At 36.9% G+C, this 16,940-nt stretch carries 17 protein-coding genes; 6 read left to right on the forward strand and 11 right to left on the reverse strand.

Features of this window, described 5'->3' with window-relative positions; all coding sequences use genetic code 11:
• Positions 1 to 457 precede the first annotated feature (457 nt).
• From ilvD to ACIQ7T_RS14965, 3 genes are all read right to left on the reverse strand, one after another.
• Positions 458 to 2,128, reverse strand: coding sequence for a dihydroxy-acid dehydratase (gene ilvD, locus ACIQ7T_RS14955; RefSeq protein ID WP_370080437.1), 1,671 nt, complete (start codon positions 2,126 to 2,128; stop codon positions 458 to 460).
• A 342-nt stretch (positions 2,129 to 2,470) separates the two neighbouring features.
• Positions 2,471 to 3,793, reverse strand: a complete 1,323-nt coding sequence (locus tag ACIQ7T_RS14960; protein ID WP_370080439.1) for a D-arabinono-1,4-lactone oxidase — start codon at positions 3,791 to 3,793, stop codon at positions 2,471 to 2,473.
• Complete coding sequence (locus ACIQ7T_RS14965) at positions 3,781 to 4,956, reverse strand: amino acid deaminase/aldolase (RefSeq protein ID WP_370080441.1); 1,176 nt, start codon at positions 4,954 to 4,956, stop codon at positions 3,781 to 3,783. The genes ACIQ7T_RS14960 and ACIQ7T_RS14965 overlap by 13 nt, the downstream gene beginning before the upstream one ends.
• A 415-nt stretch (positions 4,957 to 5,371) precedes the next feature.
• Between ACIQ7T_RS14965 and ACIQ7T_RS14970 the strand changes: the two genes are divergently transcribed.
• Positions 5,372 to 5,914 carry a cysteine hydrolase family protein gene (locus ACIQ7T_RS14970; protein ID WP_402871250.1) on the forward strand — a complete coding sequence of 181 codons (543 nt, stop codon included), beginning with the start codon at positions 5,372 to 5,374 and terminating at the stop codon, positions 5,912 to 5,914.
• Positions 5,915 to 6,170: 256 nt separating this feature from the next.
• Positions 6,171 to 6,428, forward strand: coding sequence for a GlsB/YeaQ/YmgE family stress response membrane protein (locus ACIQ7T_RS14975; protein WP_370080445.1), 258 nt, complete (start codon positions 6,171 to 6,173; stop codon positions 6,426 to 6,428).
• A gap of 387 nt (positions 6,429 to 6,815) precedes the next feature.
• On the opposite strand, the gene ACIQ7T_RS14980 is transcribed toward ACIQ7T_RS14975, so the two are convergent.
• Positions 6,816 to 7,511 carry a lytic transglycosylase domain-containing protein gene (locus tag ACIQ7T_RS14980; RefSeq protein ID WP_370080447.1) on the reverse strand — a complete coding sequence of 232 codons (696 nt, stop codon included), beginning with the start codon at positions 7,509 to 7,511 and terminating at the stop codon, positions 6,816 to 6,818.
• Between the two features lie 168 nt (positions 7,512 to 7,679).
• Here ACIQ7T_RS14980 and mscL point away from each other — a divergent pair, with 168 nt between their 5' ends.
• The 3 genes from mscL to ACIQ7T_RS14995 all read left to right on the forward strand — a co-directional run bounded on the left by mscL (position 7,680) and on the right by ACIQ7T_RS14995 (position 10,950).
• Positions 7,680 to 8,069 (forward strand): large conductance mechanosensitive channel protein MscL, encoded by a 390-nt coding sequence (mscL, locus tag ACIQ7T_RS14985; RefSeq protein ID WP_402871254.1) that lies wholly within the window; start codon positions 7,680 to 7,682, stop codon positions 8,067 to 8,069.
• A gap of 597 nt (positions 8,070 to 8,666) precedes the next feature.
• Positions 8,667 to 9,800: a methionine biosynthesis PLP-dependent protein gene (locus ACIQ7T_RS14990; RefSeq protein WP_370080451.1), complete on the forward strand. Its 1,134-nt coding sequence runs from the start codon at positions 8,667 to 8,669 to the stop codon at positions 9,798 to 9,800.
• The gene (locus ACIQ7T_RS14995; RefSeq protein ID WP_402871257.1) at positions 9,784 to 10,950 is read left to right on the forward strand and encodes an aminotransferase class I/II-fold pyridoxal phosphate-dependent enzyme; all 1,167 of its coding nucleotides are present in this window, start codon (positions 9,784 to 9,786) and stop codon (positions 10,948 to 10,950) included. Before ACIQ7T_RS14990 ends, ACIQ7T_RS14995 begins: the two co-directional genes overlap by 17 nt.
• Positions 10,951 to 11,032: 82 nt before the next feature.
• Here ACIQ7T_RS14995 and ACIQ7T_RS15000 read toward each other — a convergent pair whose 3' ends face one another.
• On the reverse strand, positions 11,033 to 11,461 hold the full coding sequence (locus ACIQ7T_RS15000; RefSeq protein WP_370080455.1) for an NUDIX hydrolase: 429 nt from the start codon (positions 11,459 to 11,461) through the stop codon (positions 11,033 to 11,035).
• Positions 11,462 to 11,530: 69 nt separating this feature from the next.
• Between ACIQ7T_RS15000 and ACIQ7T_RS15005 the strand changes: the two genes are divergently transcribed.
• Positions 11,531 to 12,016 carry a GNAT family N-acetyltransferase gene (locus ACIQ7T_RS15005; protein ID WP_370080457.1) on the forward strand — a complete coding sequence of 162 codons (486 nt, stop codon included), beginning with the start codon at positions 11,531 to 11,533 and terminating at the stop codon, positions 12,014 to 12,016.
• A 45-nt stretch (positions 12,017 to 12,061) separates the two neighbouring features.
• Here the strand turns inward: ACIQ7T_RS15005 and ACIQ7T_RS15010 are convergent, their stop codons facing one another.
• The 6 genes from ACIQ7T_RS15010 to ACIQ7T_RS15035 all read right to left on the reverse strand — a co-directional run bounded on the left by ACIQ7T_RS15010 (position 12,062) and on the right by ACIQ7T_RS15035 (position 16,933).
• The gene (locus ACIQ7T_RS15010) at positions 12,062 to 12,421 is read right to left on the reverse strand and encodes a cupin domain-containing protein (RefSeq protein ID WP_370080459.1); all 360 of its coding nucleotides are present in this window, start codon (positions 12,419 to 12,421) and stop codon (positions 12,062 to 12,064) included.
• A complete protein-coding gene (locus tag ACIQ7T_RS15015) occupies positions 12,418 to 12,942 on the reverse strand; it encodes a GNAT family N-acetyltransferase (RefSeq protein ID WP_370080461.1) in 525 nt (174 codons plus the stop codon). The genes ACIQ7T_RS15010 and ACIQ7T_RS15015 overlap by 4 nt, the downstream gene beginning before the upstream one ends.
• 120 nt (positions 12,943 to 13,062) lie before the next feature.
• Complete coding sequence (locus tag ACIQ7T_RS15020) at positions 13,063 to 14,070, reverse strand: hypothetical protein (protein WP_402871262.1); 1,008 nt, start codon at positions 14,068 to 14,070, stop codon at positions 13,063 to 13,065.
• A 158-nt stretch (positions 14,071 to 14,228) separates the two neighbouring features.
• Complete coding sequence (locus ACIQ7T_RS15025; RefSeq protein WP_082172689.1) at positions 14,229 to 14,381, reverse strand: YpzG family protein; 153 nt, start codon at positions 14,379 to 14,381, stop codon at positions 14,229 to 14,231.
• 90 nt (positions 14,382 to 14,471) lie between these two features.
• Positions 14,472 to 15,257: a nucleotidyltransferase domain-containing protein gene (locus tag ACIQ7T_RS15030; RefSeq protein WP_370080467.1), complete on the reverse strand. Its 786-nt coding sequence runs from the start codon at positions 15,255 to 15,257 to the stop codon at positions 14,472 to 14,474.
• Positions 15,258 to 15,283: 26 nt separating this feature from the next.
• Positions 15,284 to 16,933, reverse strand: coding sequence for a sensor domain-containing diguanylate cyclase (locus tag ACIQ7T_RS15035; RefSeq protein ID WP_370080469.1), 1,650 nt, complete (start codon positions 16,931 to 16,933; stop codon positions 15,284 to 15,286).
• Positions 16,934 to 16,940: the final 7 nt, after the last annotated feature.

Here is a 16,940-nt window from a genome sequence, read left to right on the forward strand (position 1 = left end):
GCCTCCTTCTTATCATTCAATTTCACATTAGTAATGCGCATCATTGAAGTATTACAAGCTGATCATCTCCTTGAAAAGAGATAACAGACTCTTTCTTACGCCGTAAAAAAATAAAAAGCCTTTTTCTCCACACGCAAAGAATTACCTTACGTAGGGATGAAAAAGACTTTCCATGGTACCACCCTTTTTTATAGCAAATAATTGCTACCTCGTGAATAAATATTAGCATTTATGAACCAATGCGAGATCATTCGCATCCAATACGGTGTCATAAATTATTTATTCATTAATAACGAGCACTTTCGATTATGCCCGGAGCTATCTAATGGCGAATACGCGTTTAATAGCTCACTCAGAGGGGATGTCGGATCTAGTTGTATTGCCGGCTTCCAGCACGACCGGCTCTCTGGTAAATACAAGGCTCTAGAACCTTTAACCTCATCAACGCTTTAACTTTTTAAATTTTCATAACGCCACCTGTAGAGGCGCTTGTTACTAATTTTGAATATCTTGCTAGCCAACCGCGCTTAATTTTCGGTTCAAATTCCGGTAGTTTTGCACGACGTTCAGCTAATAATTCATCTGAAACTTCTAAATTGATAGTACGGTTTGGTAGATCAATTGTGATCATGTCACCGTTCTCTACTAAAGCGATTGGACCGCCTTCTGCTGCCTCTGGTGAAATATGTCCGATTGAAATACCACGAGATGCGCCTGAGAAACGTCCATCTGTGATTAACGCAACCTTTGTGCCAAGACCACGACCTTGAATCGCGGACGTTGGTGCAAGCATTTCAGGCATCCCTGGGCCACCTTTTGGTCCTTCGTAGCGAATGACGACTACATGGCCCTCTTTAACTGTCCCGTTATCGATATTTTCCTGTGCCGCTTCTTGTGATTCGAAGACGATTGCTTCGCCTCTGAATACTTTAATAGAAGGGTCTACAGCTCCTACTTTAATAACAGAACCATCTGGCGCGATATTACCAAATAACACCGATAAACCACCAACTGGGCTATACGGATTGTCTTTCGTACGGATAACTTCAGCATTTGTAATATGATAATCTTTTACAAGCTCACCCATTGTTACTCCAGCAACTGTTGGTCGATCTGGGTGAATGGCACCTGGGATAGATGCTAATTCATTAATAATGGCACTAACGCCACCCGCTTTATTAATATCATCCATTGAAATATCTGAAGCAGGCATAATTTTAGCTAGATATGGCACACGCTCTGCGACTTTATTAATATCTTCAATGTTATAATCGATTTCAGCTTCATTGGCGATTGCTAATGTATGGAGGACTGTATTTGTCGAACCACCCATCGCCATATCAAGTGCAAATGCATCATCAATTGCTTCTTTAGTAATAATGTCACGAGGTTTGATGTCCTCTTTAATCATACTGACTAATTGTTTAGCAGCTTCTTTAATAAGCTTATGGCGCTCTTCAGAAGTAGCGACGATTGTTCCATTACCTGGTAAAGCTACTCCTAACATTTCCATTAAGCAGTTCATAGAGTTTGCAGTAAACATCCCGGAACATGAACCACATGTTGGGCATGCATTGTTTTCAATATCTAACAGCTCTTCAGCTGACATATTGCCTGATTTATGAGCTCCTACACCTTCAAAAACTGAAGTTAATGAAAGTTGCTTGCCTGTAGCAGAAGTACCAGCCTCCATTGGACCACCAGATACGAAAATTGACGGTACATTAGTACGAACTGCTGCCATTAACATTCCCGGTGTGATTTTGTCACAATTAGGAATATAAAATACTCCATCGAACCAGTGTGCATTAATAACTGTTTCAGCAGAATCTGCGATAATTTCACGACTCGGTAAAGAATAACGCATACCAATGTGCCCCATTGCAATGCCATCATCTACACCGATTGTATTAAATTCGAATGGAATACCACCCGCTTCAATAATGGCCTCTTTGACAACATCAGCAAATGTACGTAAATGAACGTGACCTGGTATAATGTCGATATAAGAATTACAAACCCCAATAAATGGCTTGCCTAAATCTTTCGCTTTTACTTTGCCTGTTGCATATAAAAGACTTCGATGCGGCGCACGATCTACGCCTACTTTAATCATGTCACTTCTCATTTTAAACGCCCCTCTTTATTGCTATGTTCGTTGCTATATACGAAATGTTCTGTCTATTCCGTTTGCGTATATGTTAATCTCTTAGAAGATTACTAACTGCTGTAACGAACGTGTTAAATTGTTGTAATCATAGTACGAAAAAAAGGTCTAGTCAACAGTATTTTTAGAATTGTTTGAACAATTTAAATAATTTACAAAATTTGAAATCGTTTTCATGCTCATTAAGTATCACTTTTATCTCGCTTTGGAGAATATTTTGACATTTTGTTCAAATTTTAATTTTTTTAATAATCCATTAATAATATTTCCAAATCCTTCAAAAGTAAGTGAATAGCTATTTCCTTACAATGTAAATAATTTTCTAAAGTACCCTGTCAAAAACACATGATCAGGATCGAATTGACTTCGAATGGCTAAAAATTTCTCGATATCTGGGTATAGCTCGTAGACATATTTAGCAGTTAAATGACTTAGCTTGCCCCAATGCGGTCGTCCTTTATATTTCTTCATCATCGTATGGACCCATTCAAAATAAGGCTCTTCCTGCATTCCTTTATACATATGAAAGGCAATAAACGCTGATTCTTGTCCTTGGGTAGGACTTAAAAAACCTGCTTCTCCCGCTGTCGTCCTACATTCTATCGGAAAATGTACATTAAAAATTCCACTTTTAAAGGTTGCGTGGATCTCCTCCATACATGCCTTAAATTGCGTTAATGGAATAGCATATTCACTTTCTTGGAATTTGACGCTACGTGGAGACGGATAAATTTCATAGCTTATTCCCGTTTTCTCCCCCTCCACAACATTGGCTGCTGCAAATTTACTCATAGCGCCACTTAACGAAGGTCTCCATTTACATAGCTCGGACATAGCAAAAAAAGCACCGTTCTCTACTATTTGAAGTTTCAATGTTTCGATTCTCTTATTCCAATTACTCTGATAAACAGGCGCTATAGCGTTCATACGCTTCACTTGAATGGTTTCACTACCCGGAAAATAAAACCACTCAACATGTCGATTCTGTCGAATATTTTCAGCAAATATCGCCAGCCCATTTTCTAACGTATCTCTTGTGCTCACATAATGTAAGCTATATAGAGGTATCACCTTAATCGTTACTTTTACAAGCACACCCAGCATCCCTAGCGAAACATGCAAAGCTTCAGATAAATCATCCATTCCTCTCACATGCTCACGATAAGTACCTGTACCATCTACAAAACCCCACCTTGTTACGGCAGAGGATAACGAACCGAGTGTTACACCTGTTCCATGGGTACCCGTTGACACTGCTCCTGCAATCGTCTGTTCCTGAATATCCCCCATATTTATAAGGGCAAATCCATGCTTCGCAAGCAATGGTCCTATTTCATATAAATACGTTCCGGCCCAAAGTGTCGCCTCTTGCTTCTCCTCATTCACAGCTATGAGCCCACGCATATTATGTAAAGAAAGTGCTATATGCTCAGGCATTGCCACAGCGCTAAAAGAGTGAGCTGCACCTGTGACACGAATCGTTTTTCCTGACTCACGTGCATGCTTCACGATATCCGTAACCTCTTCAATTGATCGGGGCAAGTACATCTCAGACGGAAATGAGATGACATTACCGGCCCAGTTTGTCCACTTCTCACCATTTTTCCACTTATCTATAGAAAACATTGACCATCCCCCCTATAGGTTGAATAAGCTCCTACATACTTGTCTCCTCTAATCCCATGTAGTTGTTGAAATCTTTCACAAAGTTCACCAGCCTTCGCATGTCGAAAATATAGCGTGTCCCCTACATTAACTTTTTTACGCTTTACTTTAACAGGTGTTTGAACTTCTCCTACTCCTTCTAGGCTAAGATATGAAAAAAAGGTAGGTTCATAGAATACTGGTAATCGATCAATATTAATTGCCCCAGACGCCGTATAACCGCCACCATGACAAACAACAATATTTTTTTCTGGCTTTCTTGTTACACGTAAAGCAAATCCAGCTGCCTTTTCTAGCTGTAGATGTGTAAATTGGTCAAACAAAGCTGGTGCATAAAATGCAGAGCCAACTGTAATTTCTGTTACTTCCTTCTGTTGTGCCGTGTATGCCATACTTCCTGAACCACCACCATTTACAAAGTGCAAGCTCGGAAAATATGCTTTAATATGCGCGATTGCTAATCTACGAAACTGGGTAACTTGCTTTTTAGCTTGCAATTGCATTACTTCAATCAGTTTTCCTTTAACAGCATTGGCTGGACGATTACCGACTCCTGCAATTTGAGCCTCATAGCCCATTGCTCCAACTACCTCAATAAATGCTTGATTTTTAATATATTCGAGGAAAGGTGTAAGTGACTCAAGTGAATGGAGCGAAGAGCGTTTCGTACCAAAATAAAGCAGCTTAAAATCATTGGATACATTAATATCAATACATACTTGCACACGAACGCCTAGCTCTTGCCCTAGCTCCGCCAAAAAATTGACATGTTCCCGTTTATCCACCATAAAAGTGACAGTTTTTCCCGCCTTTACGGAATGTAATAACTGACGAACAGCAGCTTCTTCCATCACCGGATATCCTAGTAATAAATCATCAAAATGCTGTTGCAGTAAAAATATTGTTTCCGCCGCTGTAAACGTCATAAATCCCGTCACATTGGGTAGACTTTTTTGTAAATAACGTAATATCTCCACAGAACGAACTGATTTCGTAGCGATACGTATATTTTTCTCTCCACAAGCATTGTGTACGGTTGAAATATTGTGATCCAATGCATCAAAGTCCAACCAAGCAAATGGACGTTCAAGCTTATGAAACGCGTGATCAAATCTAGAGGTCATGCTATCATTCCTTTATTTGTACTTTGTCTTTGATATTCTTGTTAAAAATTATATTTAGACAATAAAAAACAACCGTGGACATGTAATCAAATTTGCCTTCACGGTTGTTTTTAATAATGGACAAGCATTTAACTCACCTTTCTATTATTTTAAGAGATTACGAGGAGAATATGAAATCCGCTGCTAAATTTAACAATACTAGCAGATGTAAGCCTGCAATCAGTAATCCTTGGCGATTTAAACGCTTCATAGCTGTCATATTCATATAGACCACTCTCCTTTTTTTCACATTATACTCTCAGAAAAATCAATTTTCAAACTATTCGTAATATTAAAATCGAATCATTTTTCTGACAAACAGGCCCAAATATGGCATGATAAAAGTGAAATTATACCTATAGGGAGAGTGAAAAGGTTGAAAAAGGCTTTATTAGTCATTGATTACACGTATGATTTTGTCGCTTCTGATGGAAAACTAACTTGTGGAGAGCCCGGTCAAGCGTTAGATAGAAAAATTTCATCCTTAATTCAAAAATTTATTACTGAAAACGAATTTGTCGTTTTTGCGAATGATCTACATGAGGAAGATGATCCGTTCCATCCTGAAACAAAGCTATTTCCTCCACATAATATTCGTGGCACTAAAGGACGTCATTTATTTGGGCAAGTTGGCGAAATTTATAACCTTCACAAGGATAAAGTTTTGTGGCTCGATAAAACTCGCTATAGCGCATTTGCCGGAACCAATTTATCGATTTTATTGAATGAGCGAGGAATTAAAGAAATTCATTTAGTTGGAGTTTGTACTGATATTTGTATTTTACATACAGCAGTTGATGCTTATAATTTGGGCATTTCAACTGTTGTTTATGCAGATGGTGTTGCAAGTTTTGATGCTGCAGGTCATGAATGGGCATTACGTCATTTTGAACATACATTAGGCGCAACAGTTTGTTAATTAATCAATTTGCCTTGGCGTCATTGTAGTTTCTTTGCTACAGAAAAAAATACTTACAGATATTTTTTGCGCAAAAATGAAGCGTCAGAAAATGACTTTTGTCTATGCAAAATCGAAGCGTTAGCATAAGCTGAATGAAGATAAAAACCTTATTGAGAATTTGTAATAATTACTAAGAAGCAAGACGCGTAATATACTCCATTCAGGGCATAACTAAATAATCGCCATTATATCTTAGTTTAAGGAGATGAAAAAAATGATTAGCTTCATTTGGTATTTAATCATCGGCGGAGTATTAGGTTGGTTAGCTGGCGTCATTTTAGGTAAAAATGTACCCGGCGGCATCATTGGGAATATTGTTGCAGGGGTTGTCGGTTCGTGGATCGGTAGTATGGTTCTTGGCAACTGGGGTTGGCGAGTTAGTAATTTTTACGTATTCCCCGCATTAATCGGTGCTGTCGTGCTGATCTTCATCGTAAGCATTATTTTAAAGGGTATGCGTAAAGCAACCTAAATATGTAATAAAGAGCCATCATTTTTGATGGCTCTTTACATATATTTTTGAAAATAAAATGATTAAGGAAATATTTTGATGTGGCATCGCTTTACATGAGTTTGTCGAGTCCCTTTTCGCATGTAAAATATCCATTATCGAATTTCCTTTTTATAACTACAAATAATTTAAATTACATACCAGGAGATGTGGTTGATTGGAGTGAAGGCAGGGCGACTCCTTAGGGATCAGCGTCACAGATGAGACCTGAAGCGAGTAAAGCGGCTCATCGGACGCCCCCAGGAAGCTTGCTCTGTGCGAAAGCGTAGCGACAGCAACAACAAAGCGCCCTGTCGAAACGGAAATCAACCCCACGCTTTGCCAAATTGCAATATTTTTTATAGTATTTTACTTTTCTTTATAAACGATTGCTTCCTTTAACTCATCATGATAGTCATTATACAAATTGAAATAATGTAACACCTTTTTCACATATTCATCACTGTGATTGTACTTAAAAACAGCTTGCTTTATATGACCATCTGCTGCACCATTTTTCGATAAATAGTTCGCGGCACTAAATATAGCGTCCTCAATATCATAAGGATCTGCTATACCATCTCCATTTGCATCTACACCATATCCTCCATATTTTTTGATGGTTTCTGGATTCATTAATTCAGCCTTCGATATATCCCCTTTTCCTAACCCTGAGCAGGAAGGATGTTGCCAGCCGACAAAAGTACAAGGCATAAATTGCATAGGGCCTTCTGCCCCAGCTGGTGAAACGAGCGATTTCATTGAGGAAAATCGTGTTTCAATTCGATGATGTGCGGCAAGTAAAGTCCAAGGTACGCCGTATTTCTCTTCCGCTGCTACATAGATGGGAATATATTGCTCAGGAATGTTCATATCGAAATTTTGTTGGATTTCTTCTAGTTCTTTTTGCTTTGCTAATTTTTCAAATATAGGTAACGTTTGTAGCTCCTTCCATGCAAAAAAAGCGAAAACACAAACAGTTATCGCTATTGGTATTAATAAAGCTATCATGCCTAATTGAGCGGAAGGCGATAGCATCGGTTTTTTCTTCTTTTTTTTCGCCATATGTCACACCTAATCTTTTATTCTATTTCTATATTACCAAAATTTTCGAATCTATAGCAGATTTTTCAGTATATAATTACCACTACTTTAATAGTTGAAAAGGAAGGTAAAAATATAGTAAAATATAATTCGACTATTTTATATGGATAATAATAGGAGGAATTTATTTTGTGGAAAGACTTTAAAGAGTTTGCTATGAAAGGCAATATTGTCGATCTAGCAGTAGCAGTAGTAATTGGTGGTGCTTTCGGTAAAATTGTTACTTCCTTAGTTGCAAATATCATAATGCCATTAGTCGGTGTCTTAACTGGTGGTATTGATTTAACAGAGAGCTTTGTGTTTGGCTCAGGAGATGCGAAAGTTAAATTAGGCGAATTTTTACAGTCAATCCTTGACTTTTTAATAATTGCATTTGCAATATTTATGGCATTAAGACTTATGACAAAGCTAACTCGTAAAAAAGAAGAGGCTGTTGTGGAAGAACCAGCACCAGAATTGGATGCTAAAGAAGAGCTTCTAAAAGAAATTCGAGATTTATTAAAAAAAGAACAAGCTTAAAAAGAATCTGTCTAATTACCACTACTTATCCGAGGTAATAGACAGATTCTTTTTAGGTTCTGTTAAATTTTAAGTAAAAAATCTTAGGAACTTCCAAAATAAAGATGATCTTAATCGAGAAGAAATTCAATATATATCAGATGTTTTAAGTTGATTCAGTACCCTTACAGCAACTTTAGAATAGTCTTCTTCAGATTCAGCTTTTTCATAATTAAACCTTTCAGTTTTTTAGTAGCACTCCGTATCCGACCTCACTCTCATCCCACACCTGAAGGATTGGGCTTTTCCGTTCGAAAAATCTGAAATTAGTATAGTCAACTAATAAAGGTGACAATTTCGAATCATTTTCAGCTTCATTTATCAAATTCCTGTATAAGCCATACAGAAACATCTTTTAGCATTCCTGTTCCACCTTTTCTTCCCTCCTTTATCTCCTACTATTCCTAGATGATTTAATATAAATAATCTCGCTAATTTTCTGAAATTATCTTGTCCTTCTTTAGTATACATGTTAAATTGGTAACAATTATTGAGAATATGGGGAAAAGAAGGTTTAATAGACTCCCCTTTTATTATGATGAAGAAAAGAGTGACGACATGACAAACAGCAGAAGTATTGAAACAAAACTTGTACAACTTGGGAATTTAAGTGATCCTAGAACAGGCGCTGTCAGCCCACCTATCCATTTATCGACAGCTTACAAACATACAGGTATCGGTGAATCCACTGGGTTTGATTATGCACGTACAAAAAATCCAACTCGCGCTCTATTAGAAGAAGGAATTGCAGATTTAGAGGGCGGAGATGCGGGCTTTGCCTGTAGCTCTGGGATGGCTGCTATTCAACTAGTTCTATCATTGTTTAAGCCTGGTGATGAATTAGTGGTGCCTGATGATTTATATGGTGGTACATATCGACTTTTTAATTTCTTTGAAGACACATATAATATTAAGCCTGTCTACTCAAAATTTGAATCAGTTGAACAGGTAGAAGCATTAATCAATGATCATACACGTGCTCTATTTATTGAAACGCCAACAAATCCGCTTATGCAGGAATTTGATTTGCAAGTATATGCTGAATTAGCTCATAAGCATGGAGCATGGTTAATTGTCGACAATACGTTTTATACACCCTATTTCCAACGTCCAATCGAATTAGGTGCAGACATTGTCATTCATTCGGCTACTAAATATATTGGCGGACATAATGATGTGTTAGCTGGTTTAGTTGTCGCAAAGGGTGCTGAATTAGCCGAACGCATTGGCTTTATTCATAATGGTAGCGGTATGGTTTTAGGTGCAATGGATTCCTGGTTACTTATTCGTGGATTAAAAACAATGCATCTTCGATTAAAGCAGCACGATGCGAACGCCAAAGCAATTGCCGCATATTTAGAGGAAGAAGAGCTTGTAACAGACGTGCTATACACAGGAAAAGGTGGCATGCTTTCATTCCGCTTGGAAAGGGCGGAGTGGATTGACCCATTCCTTCGAAACTTGAAGCTAATAACTTTTGCTGAAAGCCTTGGTGGTGTTGAAAGCTTTATTACGTATCCTGCTACTCAAACACATGCAGATATGCCTTATGAGGAGCGTATTGAACGTGGAGTATGTGACCGATTACTGCGCTTCTCTGTTGGCGTTGAAGAGGCTGAAGATTTAATTGCGGATTTAAAACAAGTATTTGATATCCTTAGAAAAGAGGTTAAAAATGAAGCAGCATATTGAAACAAGCCTCATTCACTCAGGTGTCCGTGACGGCTATGAAAATAAAAAAGGTGCAGTCAATGTGCCTATGTATTTATCATCTACTTTCCATCAGGAGAGTATCGATGAATTCGGTGAATATGATTACGCACGTTCTGGCAACCCTACGCGGGATGCATTAGAAAAAGCAGTATCTGAACTAGAAGGCGGAGTACGTGCCCATGCATTTTCTTCTGGGATTGCTGCTGTATCTGCAGCATTAATGCTATTATCTCAGGGAGATCATATTGTCATTACGGAGGATGTTTATGGTGGAACATACCGCTTCGTCTCCAAAGTATTACCACGCTTCGGTATTTCCCACACTTTCGTTGATTTCACAGATTTAGCGGCAGTAGAAGCAGCCATTACACCAGCTACAAAGCTACTCTATATGGAAACACCGTCAAACCCAACACTTGGCATCACTGATATTCGCGGAGTAGTAGCACTTGCCAAGCAGTATAATTGCTTAACATTTTTAGACAATACGTTTATGACACCTTTACACCAACGTCCACTTGAGCTAGGTGTCGATGTTGTAATTCATAGTGCTACAAAGTTTTTATCTGGGCACTCTGATATTATCGCGGGATTGACAGTAACAGCTGACGCGAAGCTTGGTCAGGATTTGTACTTTATCCAAAATTCATTTGGCAATATTTTAGGTGTACAGGACTGCTTTACTCTATTGCAAAATATTAAAACGACAGATGTGCGATTTAGTCGTTCTACTGAATCGGCACAAAAGATTGCGGAGTTTTTAGCCGCAAGTTCTCTTGTTGAGCAAGTATACTACCCAGGACTTGCAACACATCCTGGCTATGAGATTCATCATAGTCAATCAACTAGTGCAGGTGCAGTACTATCCTTCCGCCTACCAAGCTATGAAGCTGCAAAAGCGCTAGTAGAAGCGATGAAAATTCCAGTTTTCGCTGTCTCTCTTGGTGGCGTTGAATCGATTTTATCCTACCCTGCTAAAATGAGTCATGCAGCAATGGAGCCTGAGGAGCGTGCAAAACGTGGTATTACTGATGGATTATTACGATTCTCAGTGGGACTTGAGCATGTTGACGATCTGATCGCCGATTTCGCTCAGGCATTGGAAGTGATTGCCGCAAAGGCTATATAAACAACAAAACAACCGCGTTTCCTATTTACGGAAACGCGGTTTTGTTCATTAAATGTACCTTCTATATGTTTATGCTTAACAATCAGTTGTTCACACGAGCTAACACTCTATATAAATAATCTCCATGTCCCTTCGCCAACGTTACTTCTTGTTCATCTGTTATCCAGTAAAGTGAAAATTCAAAGCCTGCTTCGTTTACGCCTGTCGGGCAATGCTTCCAAGAATCTCGTTTTTCATCTGTCGTTAAATGATAAAAATAGCGTTTTTGTAATAGCCCTGAATGATGATTAAAATAATCCTGGGCAATTAACCCCTTCACTTCTAAATAGGATAAACCTGTCTCTTCAAACATCTCTCGTGTTACTGCCTCTAGCGGCGTTTCACCTTCCTCTACCGTGCCTTTAGGAATTTGAATTCCTGCTCCTTCTGTATTTTGCTCAAATACTAGCACTTGTAACTGACCCTCATGCTCTCTCGTAATATAGCCAAATGCCTTTTCAACAACTTGCATGAAGTCATCCCCTTTCGCGTGATTTGATGTTACAATAAATAGAAAAATTGGAATAGCAGGTGAAAAGTATTGATATCAATTATACGGCATATGCAAAAGAATGGCATCATTTTTGTGCAAGAAATTGCCAAAAAGAGTTGGCATCAAACATACAAAGGCATTATCCCAAATGAGATTCAAGATCGTTTTTTAGAAGCTGCTTATTGTAGTGATCGGTTACTAAGTCGCTTAGAAAAAAGTCTATTTTTAGTTGCTTTACTTGAAGAATCAATAGTAGGCTTTGCGAATTTTTCAAATGTTGTAGATGGTGAAGCAGAACTTTACTCAATATATTTACTTCCTGAAACTCAGGGCAAAGGAATTGGTACAGCCCTATTACAGGAAGTGATCAAAATGCTTCCAGATTTAACATCACTTTTAGTTTGTGTAGAAAAGGAAAATACGATTGGCATGAACTTTTATCAAGCGAAGGGCTTCAAGATATTGAAGGAGTTTGATGAGTTATTTGATGGTCATTTATTAAAAACAGTTAAACTAGGCTTAAATATAAATTAGTGTAACGGAGCTATAACTTACTCCGTTACACATTTTTTATGTAATCTATGCAAGATTGATTTGCTCGGATTGAATGACAAGTGCTGTTAAGCCTGAATCACTCCTGGATTCATGTGCTTCTCCTGTTTGCCAAAGAACACCTTCCCCAGACTTTATCATTACTTTCTCTTGATCCTCACCGCAAACCCATCCTTCACCCTGAATCACAATAAATAACTGTGGTACAGGCGCTTCATGCATCCCAACAACACCACCAGGCTCTATATAGATGAAGCCAATATTTGCAGGTTCCACCGTTTTCATGATTTTCGTATAAAAAGCATCTATCGATTGATAATTATTAATTTGATTGGCCAATTCTTGTGTGAAATTATATTTTTTCATGTCAGCATAGTTCCCTTTCAATTTTTTAATACCATCCTGTACATTAAAACATCATCTATATATTCATTGTCATGTAATTTAATGTCATTTATTTTTCTTCCTTCTTCAATAAATCCCATCTTTTTATAGAGCGCAATAGCCCTTTCGTTTGTTGAAAATACGCCAAGACTAATTTTTTCAATATAAGGGTTGTGCTCTGCCCATTCTAGTAACTTTTCAATTAAGAGCTTGCCAATCCCTAGACCACGATATTTATTAAGCACCATCATGCCAAAGGTACCTGTATGTGCTAATCGTTTTCTTTGTGGCGATTGAAATACAAGCCAACCAACTACTTCTTCTTGATATTGTGCAATAAAAATTGTTTCTCGTTCATTTGCTAATTTCACTTGTATCCACTCTCTTTGGTCATCAATCGTTCGCTGAAATTCATCAATTGTAGTGATTAAGTACGTTTCTTCTGCTAAAACTTCTTTTTGGATTTCCAACAAGGCTTCAGCATCTTCTTGATAAGCAACTCTAATTTTGATTTTTTCTATCATTAACCCACTCTCCTTTTATACTTAAGAATCCTTTTTAGATAATTCATTTAATAAACGGAAATTACGATTGTCTATCGTAAAGTCTTATTTGGAGAAGTAGAGAACCCCAAGGAGACTATTTTAATGATTTCTAGTCAGATATCTTTGGAAGTTTTTTAAGTCCTTCGCTAAAAATTCATTTGATAACCAAGAATTTTTTGTCATAATATCTTCAACAAAATTAGAGAGAGACGTTTTATCTAACTGACTAAAATGATTTGAAATCACTGTATTTTTGACTGTTTCTTGCCAGTCATTATAATTCTCAATTTTCTTTTGTACTAGATGTGATTGATTTGTATAAATGGATTTAACTAGTTGGTTATAGTCTTTGAATGCTTCAAGAAGTGCGTCTTGATCCTGTTTTTCAGTAGCTGCTACTATTTTATCTTTAAAGCTCTGCCATTTTTCAGGGAAGGCTTCTTTCACAAGATCATCGATATGAATATAATCATCAGGTGCATGTACTAAAGGGCCCTTTTCGATCGCATAAACTACTTTGCCATCGTCGTTTTTAACGCCATTGACAGCAAATTTTGCAATCGTTGTCATGGCATCCATATAATCTTTTGCCTGTTGCCCTGTTAAATAGTTATCTGCAATATATTGTGCTTTTTCTAAACCAAGTGAAATCATAGCTTGACGTTGTTCTTCAGTCATATTGCCAACATCGTGCACTAAAAAGTTTTGAGAAATTGTTGAGTATGTAGCATCAAGTACTTGCTGACTCGCTCCATTTAAACTATTGACAAGCTTTTCATTTGTTTGAATATGCGGAATAATTATAGCAAGAACATTATGTTCAATCGCTTCGTCAAATCGCGCCTGCTGTTCCGCACGAATAGCTTGATGCTCCTCACTTTCAACAAAATTTAATTTCCCACCATCCTTAAAAATTGAAGCTATTTTTTGAGCTATTTCGTCTGGTACATCTTGCAATTGAATTTGATTATCGAATAATTTACGTGCTTCCGCTCCGATTGTTACAGCATCCTGTTCTTTTTTTACTGTTCGAGAATTCCCCCCCTTAGTTTGAACATTCGTTGATTGAAGAAAATTTACCGTATTAGTATAGGACGTTATCTTCATAATAAAAATGTCTCCCCCCTTTATTTGTGTTAAAGACTATATCGGATAAATTACAAATAATTGAAGATAGAATAATAATTGGTCATTTTTATAATTCCAAAAAAATAAAAAAACCCAGAATAATTTCTGGGCTTGATGACACTTACTTTTCTAGCTGATTAAAACTGACGGGCTTTTGCTTCACTTCTCAAGATACGGTTATGGAGGGTAATCTCCGTTTCACCATTTACTTGAGATTTTGAGCGTTTAATCCTTGACCAGTTGCGGTGGATTTTTTGAGATTTTGGGTCTAATTGTTCGAACCTACTCATTTGCCATCCTCCTCATCAATATAGATTTCATAAGTGAAACCTTTTTTAGTATGACCTTGCAATAAAATATTATTCAGTTTTCTATCACCATTAACCCCACACTTCTTGCAATGTACTTCTAAATAGCGCATCTAATTTTTGTGTAGGATCATCGACTTTAACATGAAGATTTTTACAGTATGTCTCAATATGCATTATTTCTTTATCTAAATACTCATTAATACTTTCAATTCGAGGCTCCATATTCAGTTCATCACCTGCCATCTTTCTCTGCAAAAGTTGCTGAATTTCCGTTTTTAAAGGGCCGTCAGAAATGATTTCATTTAACAATTCCTGAAAATCAATTGGTGGAACCGTATTGTTTTTCTCGATCCATTTACATGCTAAAATTGGTCTGAGGACATAGAAATATTTTTTTATTTTTACATCAGAGCCCTGTAAATACTCACAATAATTGTTTTTTGCCATATTTAAATAGTGATATAAGCTTGCATTTGGATAAAATACTTCTTTTTCTAATGATCGTACATTGTCAATAAATGAAAATTGTTGGTCATAAATAATATTGCTTCGTAGCCATTCTAAAAGAGGTGGATTACTTTTGCGAAATAGCCTTAATGCTTTTGTTATTTCCCAACCACTAATATCCAACAAATCATTGATTGGTACTTCAATAACATCCCTCTTTGCCCCAATCCCTTGAGGGTCTATTGAAAGATACCACTGAGGTTGATGAATATATATGAAACGAACATCATAATCACTATCTTTAGAAGGAAATCCCCAAGCACGACTACCCGATTCTACTGCATATAAAATTTTCACTTGATACTCATTTTCAATTTCTTTTAATTTACTAAGTATTATTTCCTTCATATAAAAACCACTTCCAAATGTAATTTTTAAAGCATTTGTCCTATATCAACTATACCTGTATTATCATATACTCTTAGTTGATTTCGACCGCTTTCCTTTGCAATATAAAGTGCTTGATCCGCCTTGTCAAGCAGCTCGTAAAATGTTGAAATATTTTCAGAATGACCGTATCCTGCGATGCCAATACTCACTGTCACATTGATTTCAAAATCATCCGCAATATAAGGATGATCTTCAACATGTTGCCGGACTCTTTCCGCAATTTCCACTGCACTCTCTAGCGTAGTATTTGGAGATAAAATGACAAACTCCTCTCCCCCATACCTTGTAACAATGTCGATTCTTCGCACAGAATTTGTAATGGTGTTTGCGACGTGCTTTAGTACTTCATCACCGATTAAATGTCCATATGTATCATTGACCTTTTTGAAAAAATCAATGTCAATCGCTATACACGAACAATGGTTTTGTTCTTCTAAACATTTCTGAAAAGCAAGCTCCCCCTGTTCAATCAAATAACGACGATTATACAGCTTCGTCAACTGACAGGTAATCGATAATTCTTTTAGCAAAATAGTATCTTTTCTCACCTTGTCGCTCATTTCATTGAAGGACGCACAAAGCTCCTGAAATTCTTGCGCATATGGCGTCAGCTGTTGATCATCTATTTGATATTCATAAAAACCTTGTTCTACCTTTCTAACACCTGTAAGAAGCTGCTGGATAGGTTCTTCAATTCTTTTCGAGAGATGTAACATCATTTTAATCATAAAAAATGACCCTACTACTAAACAAATGGTTATCCATAAAAATCTATTGATTAATGGTTTATAGGCCTCTAACAGACCAATTTCTGATATGATAAACCATTTCCCTCCATTTATAGGCTTACTCTTAGCAAGAATCCACTTATTATTCGCGTCTTTATAAAGCTCGAGACCGCTTGTTTTATTTTTTAAGGCTGCGTTTAGGATATGCTTATCAACTAAATAATTTCCTGAAGATCGTTGTTTTTTATTGTTAAATTCAGAGAGCATAGTACCTTCTTGATCTATAATATAAGCATGACCTAAAAAGCCCACTCTGGATTCTTGCAGCAGTTGATCGATGGTGTCTAAATTTACTGCGCCAAAAACTACACCATTGAATTGTTGCTGTGCATTAAGAATCGGTGAAGCAAATGCAATAATAGGCTGCTTTGTAACTTTACTTATTAAAATATCTGTTATGTATGGTTGTTTCGTTTTTTTAGCAATTTGAAAATACTTACGATCATTTACATCCACACTAACACCAGATGTATTATTTTCTGTAACTGTATCAAATTGCACGATGCCCTCTTTATTGACGAATATTAAGTCTGTAAAATCTGTTTTTTCTTTAAAATCTTGAAAAAAAGCTTGTGATTTTTTATAATTAAAGGCCTTTATAAAATCTAAGTTAGCTAATGTATGTATATCACTGGATCGCTCTGATAACCAGCTTTCAAAAAAATATGTTTGGGTATCCAAATAATATGTCATCTCTTCATTTTGATGTTGAATAGTTTGCCGATATTCAATATAAAGCGTTGGAATAAAAATACATAGACCAATAATAAAAGTAATCCAAACAAGTGCTCGATGAAGCTGACCTTTTATCGTGTTTGGATGTGGAATCATTTTTAAAACCCTCAAAGCATTT

The organism is Lysinibacillus sp. NPDC096212, from assembly GCF_044763105.1.
Lineage (GTDB): Bacteria > Bacillota > Bacilli > Bacillales_A > Planococcaceae > Lysinibacillus.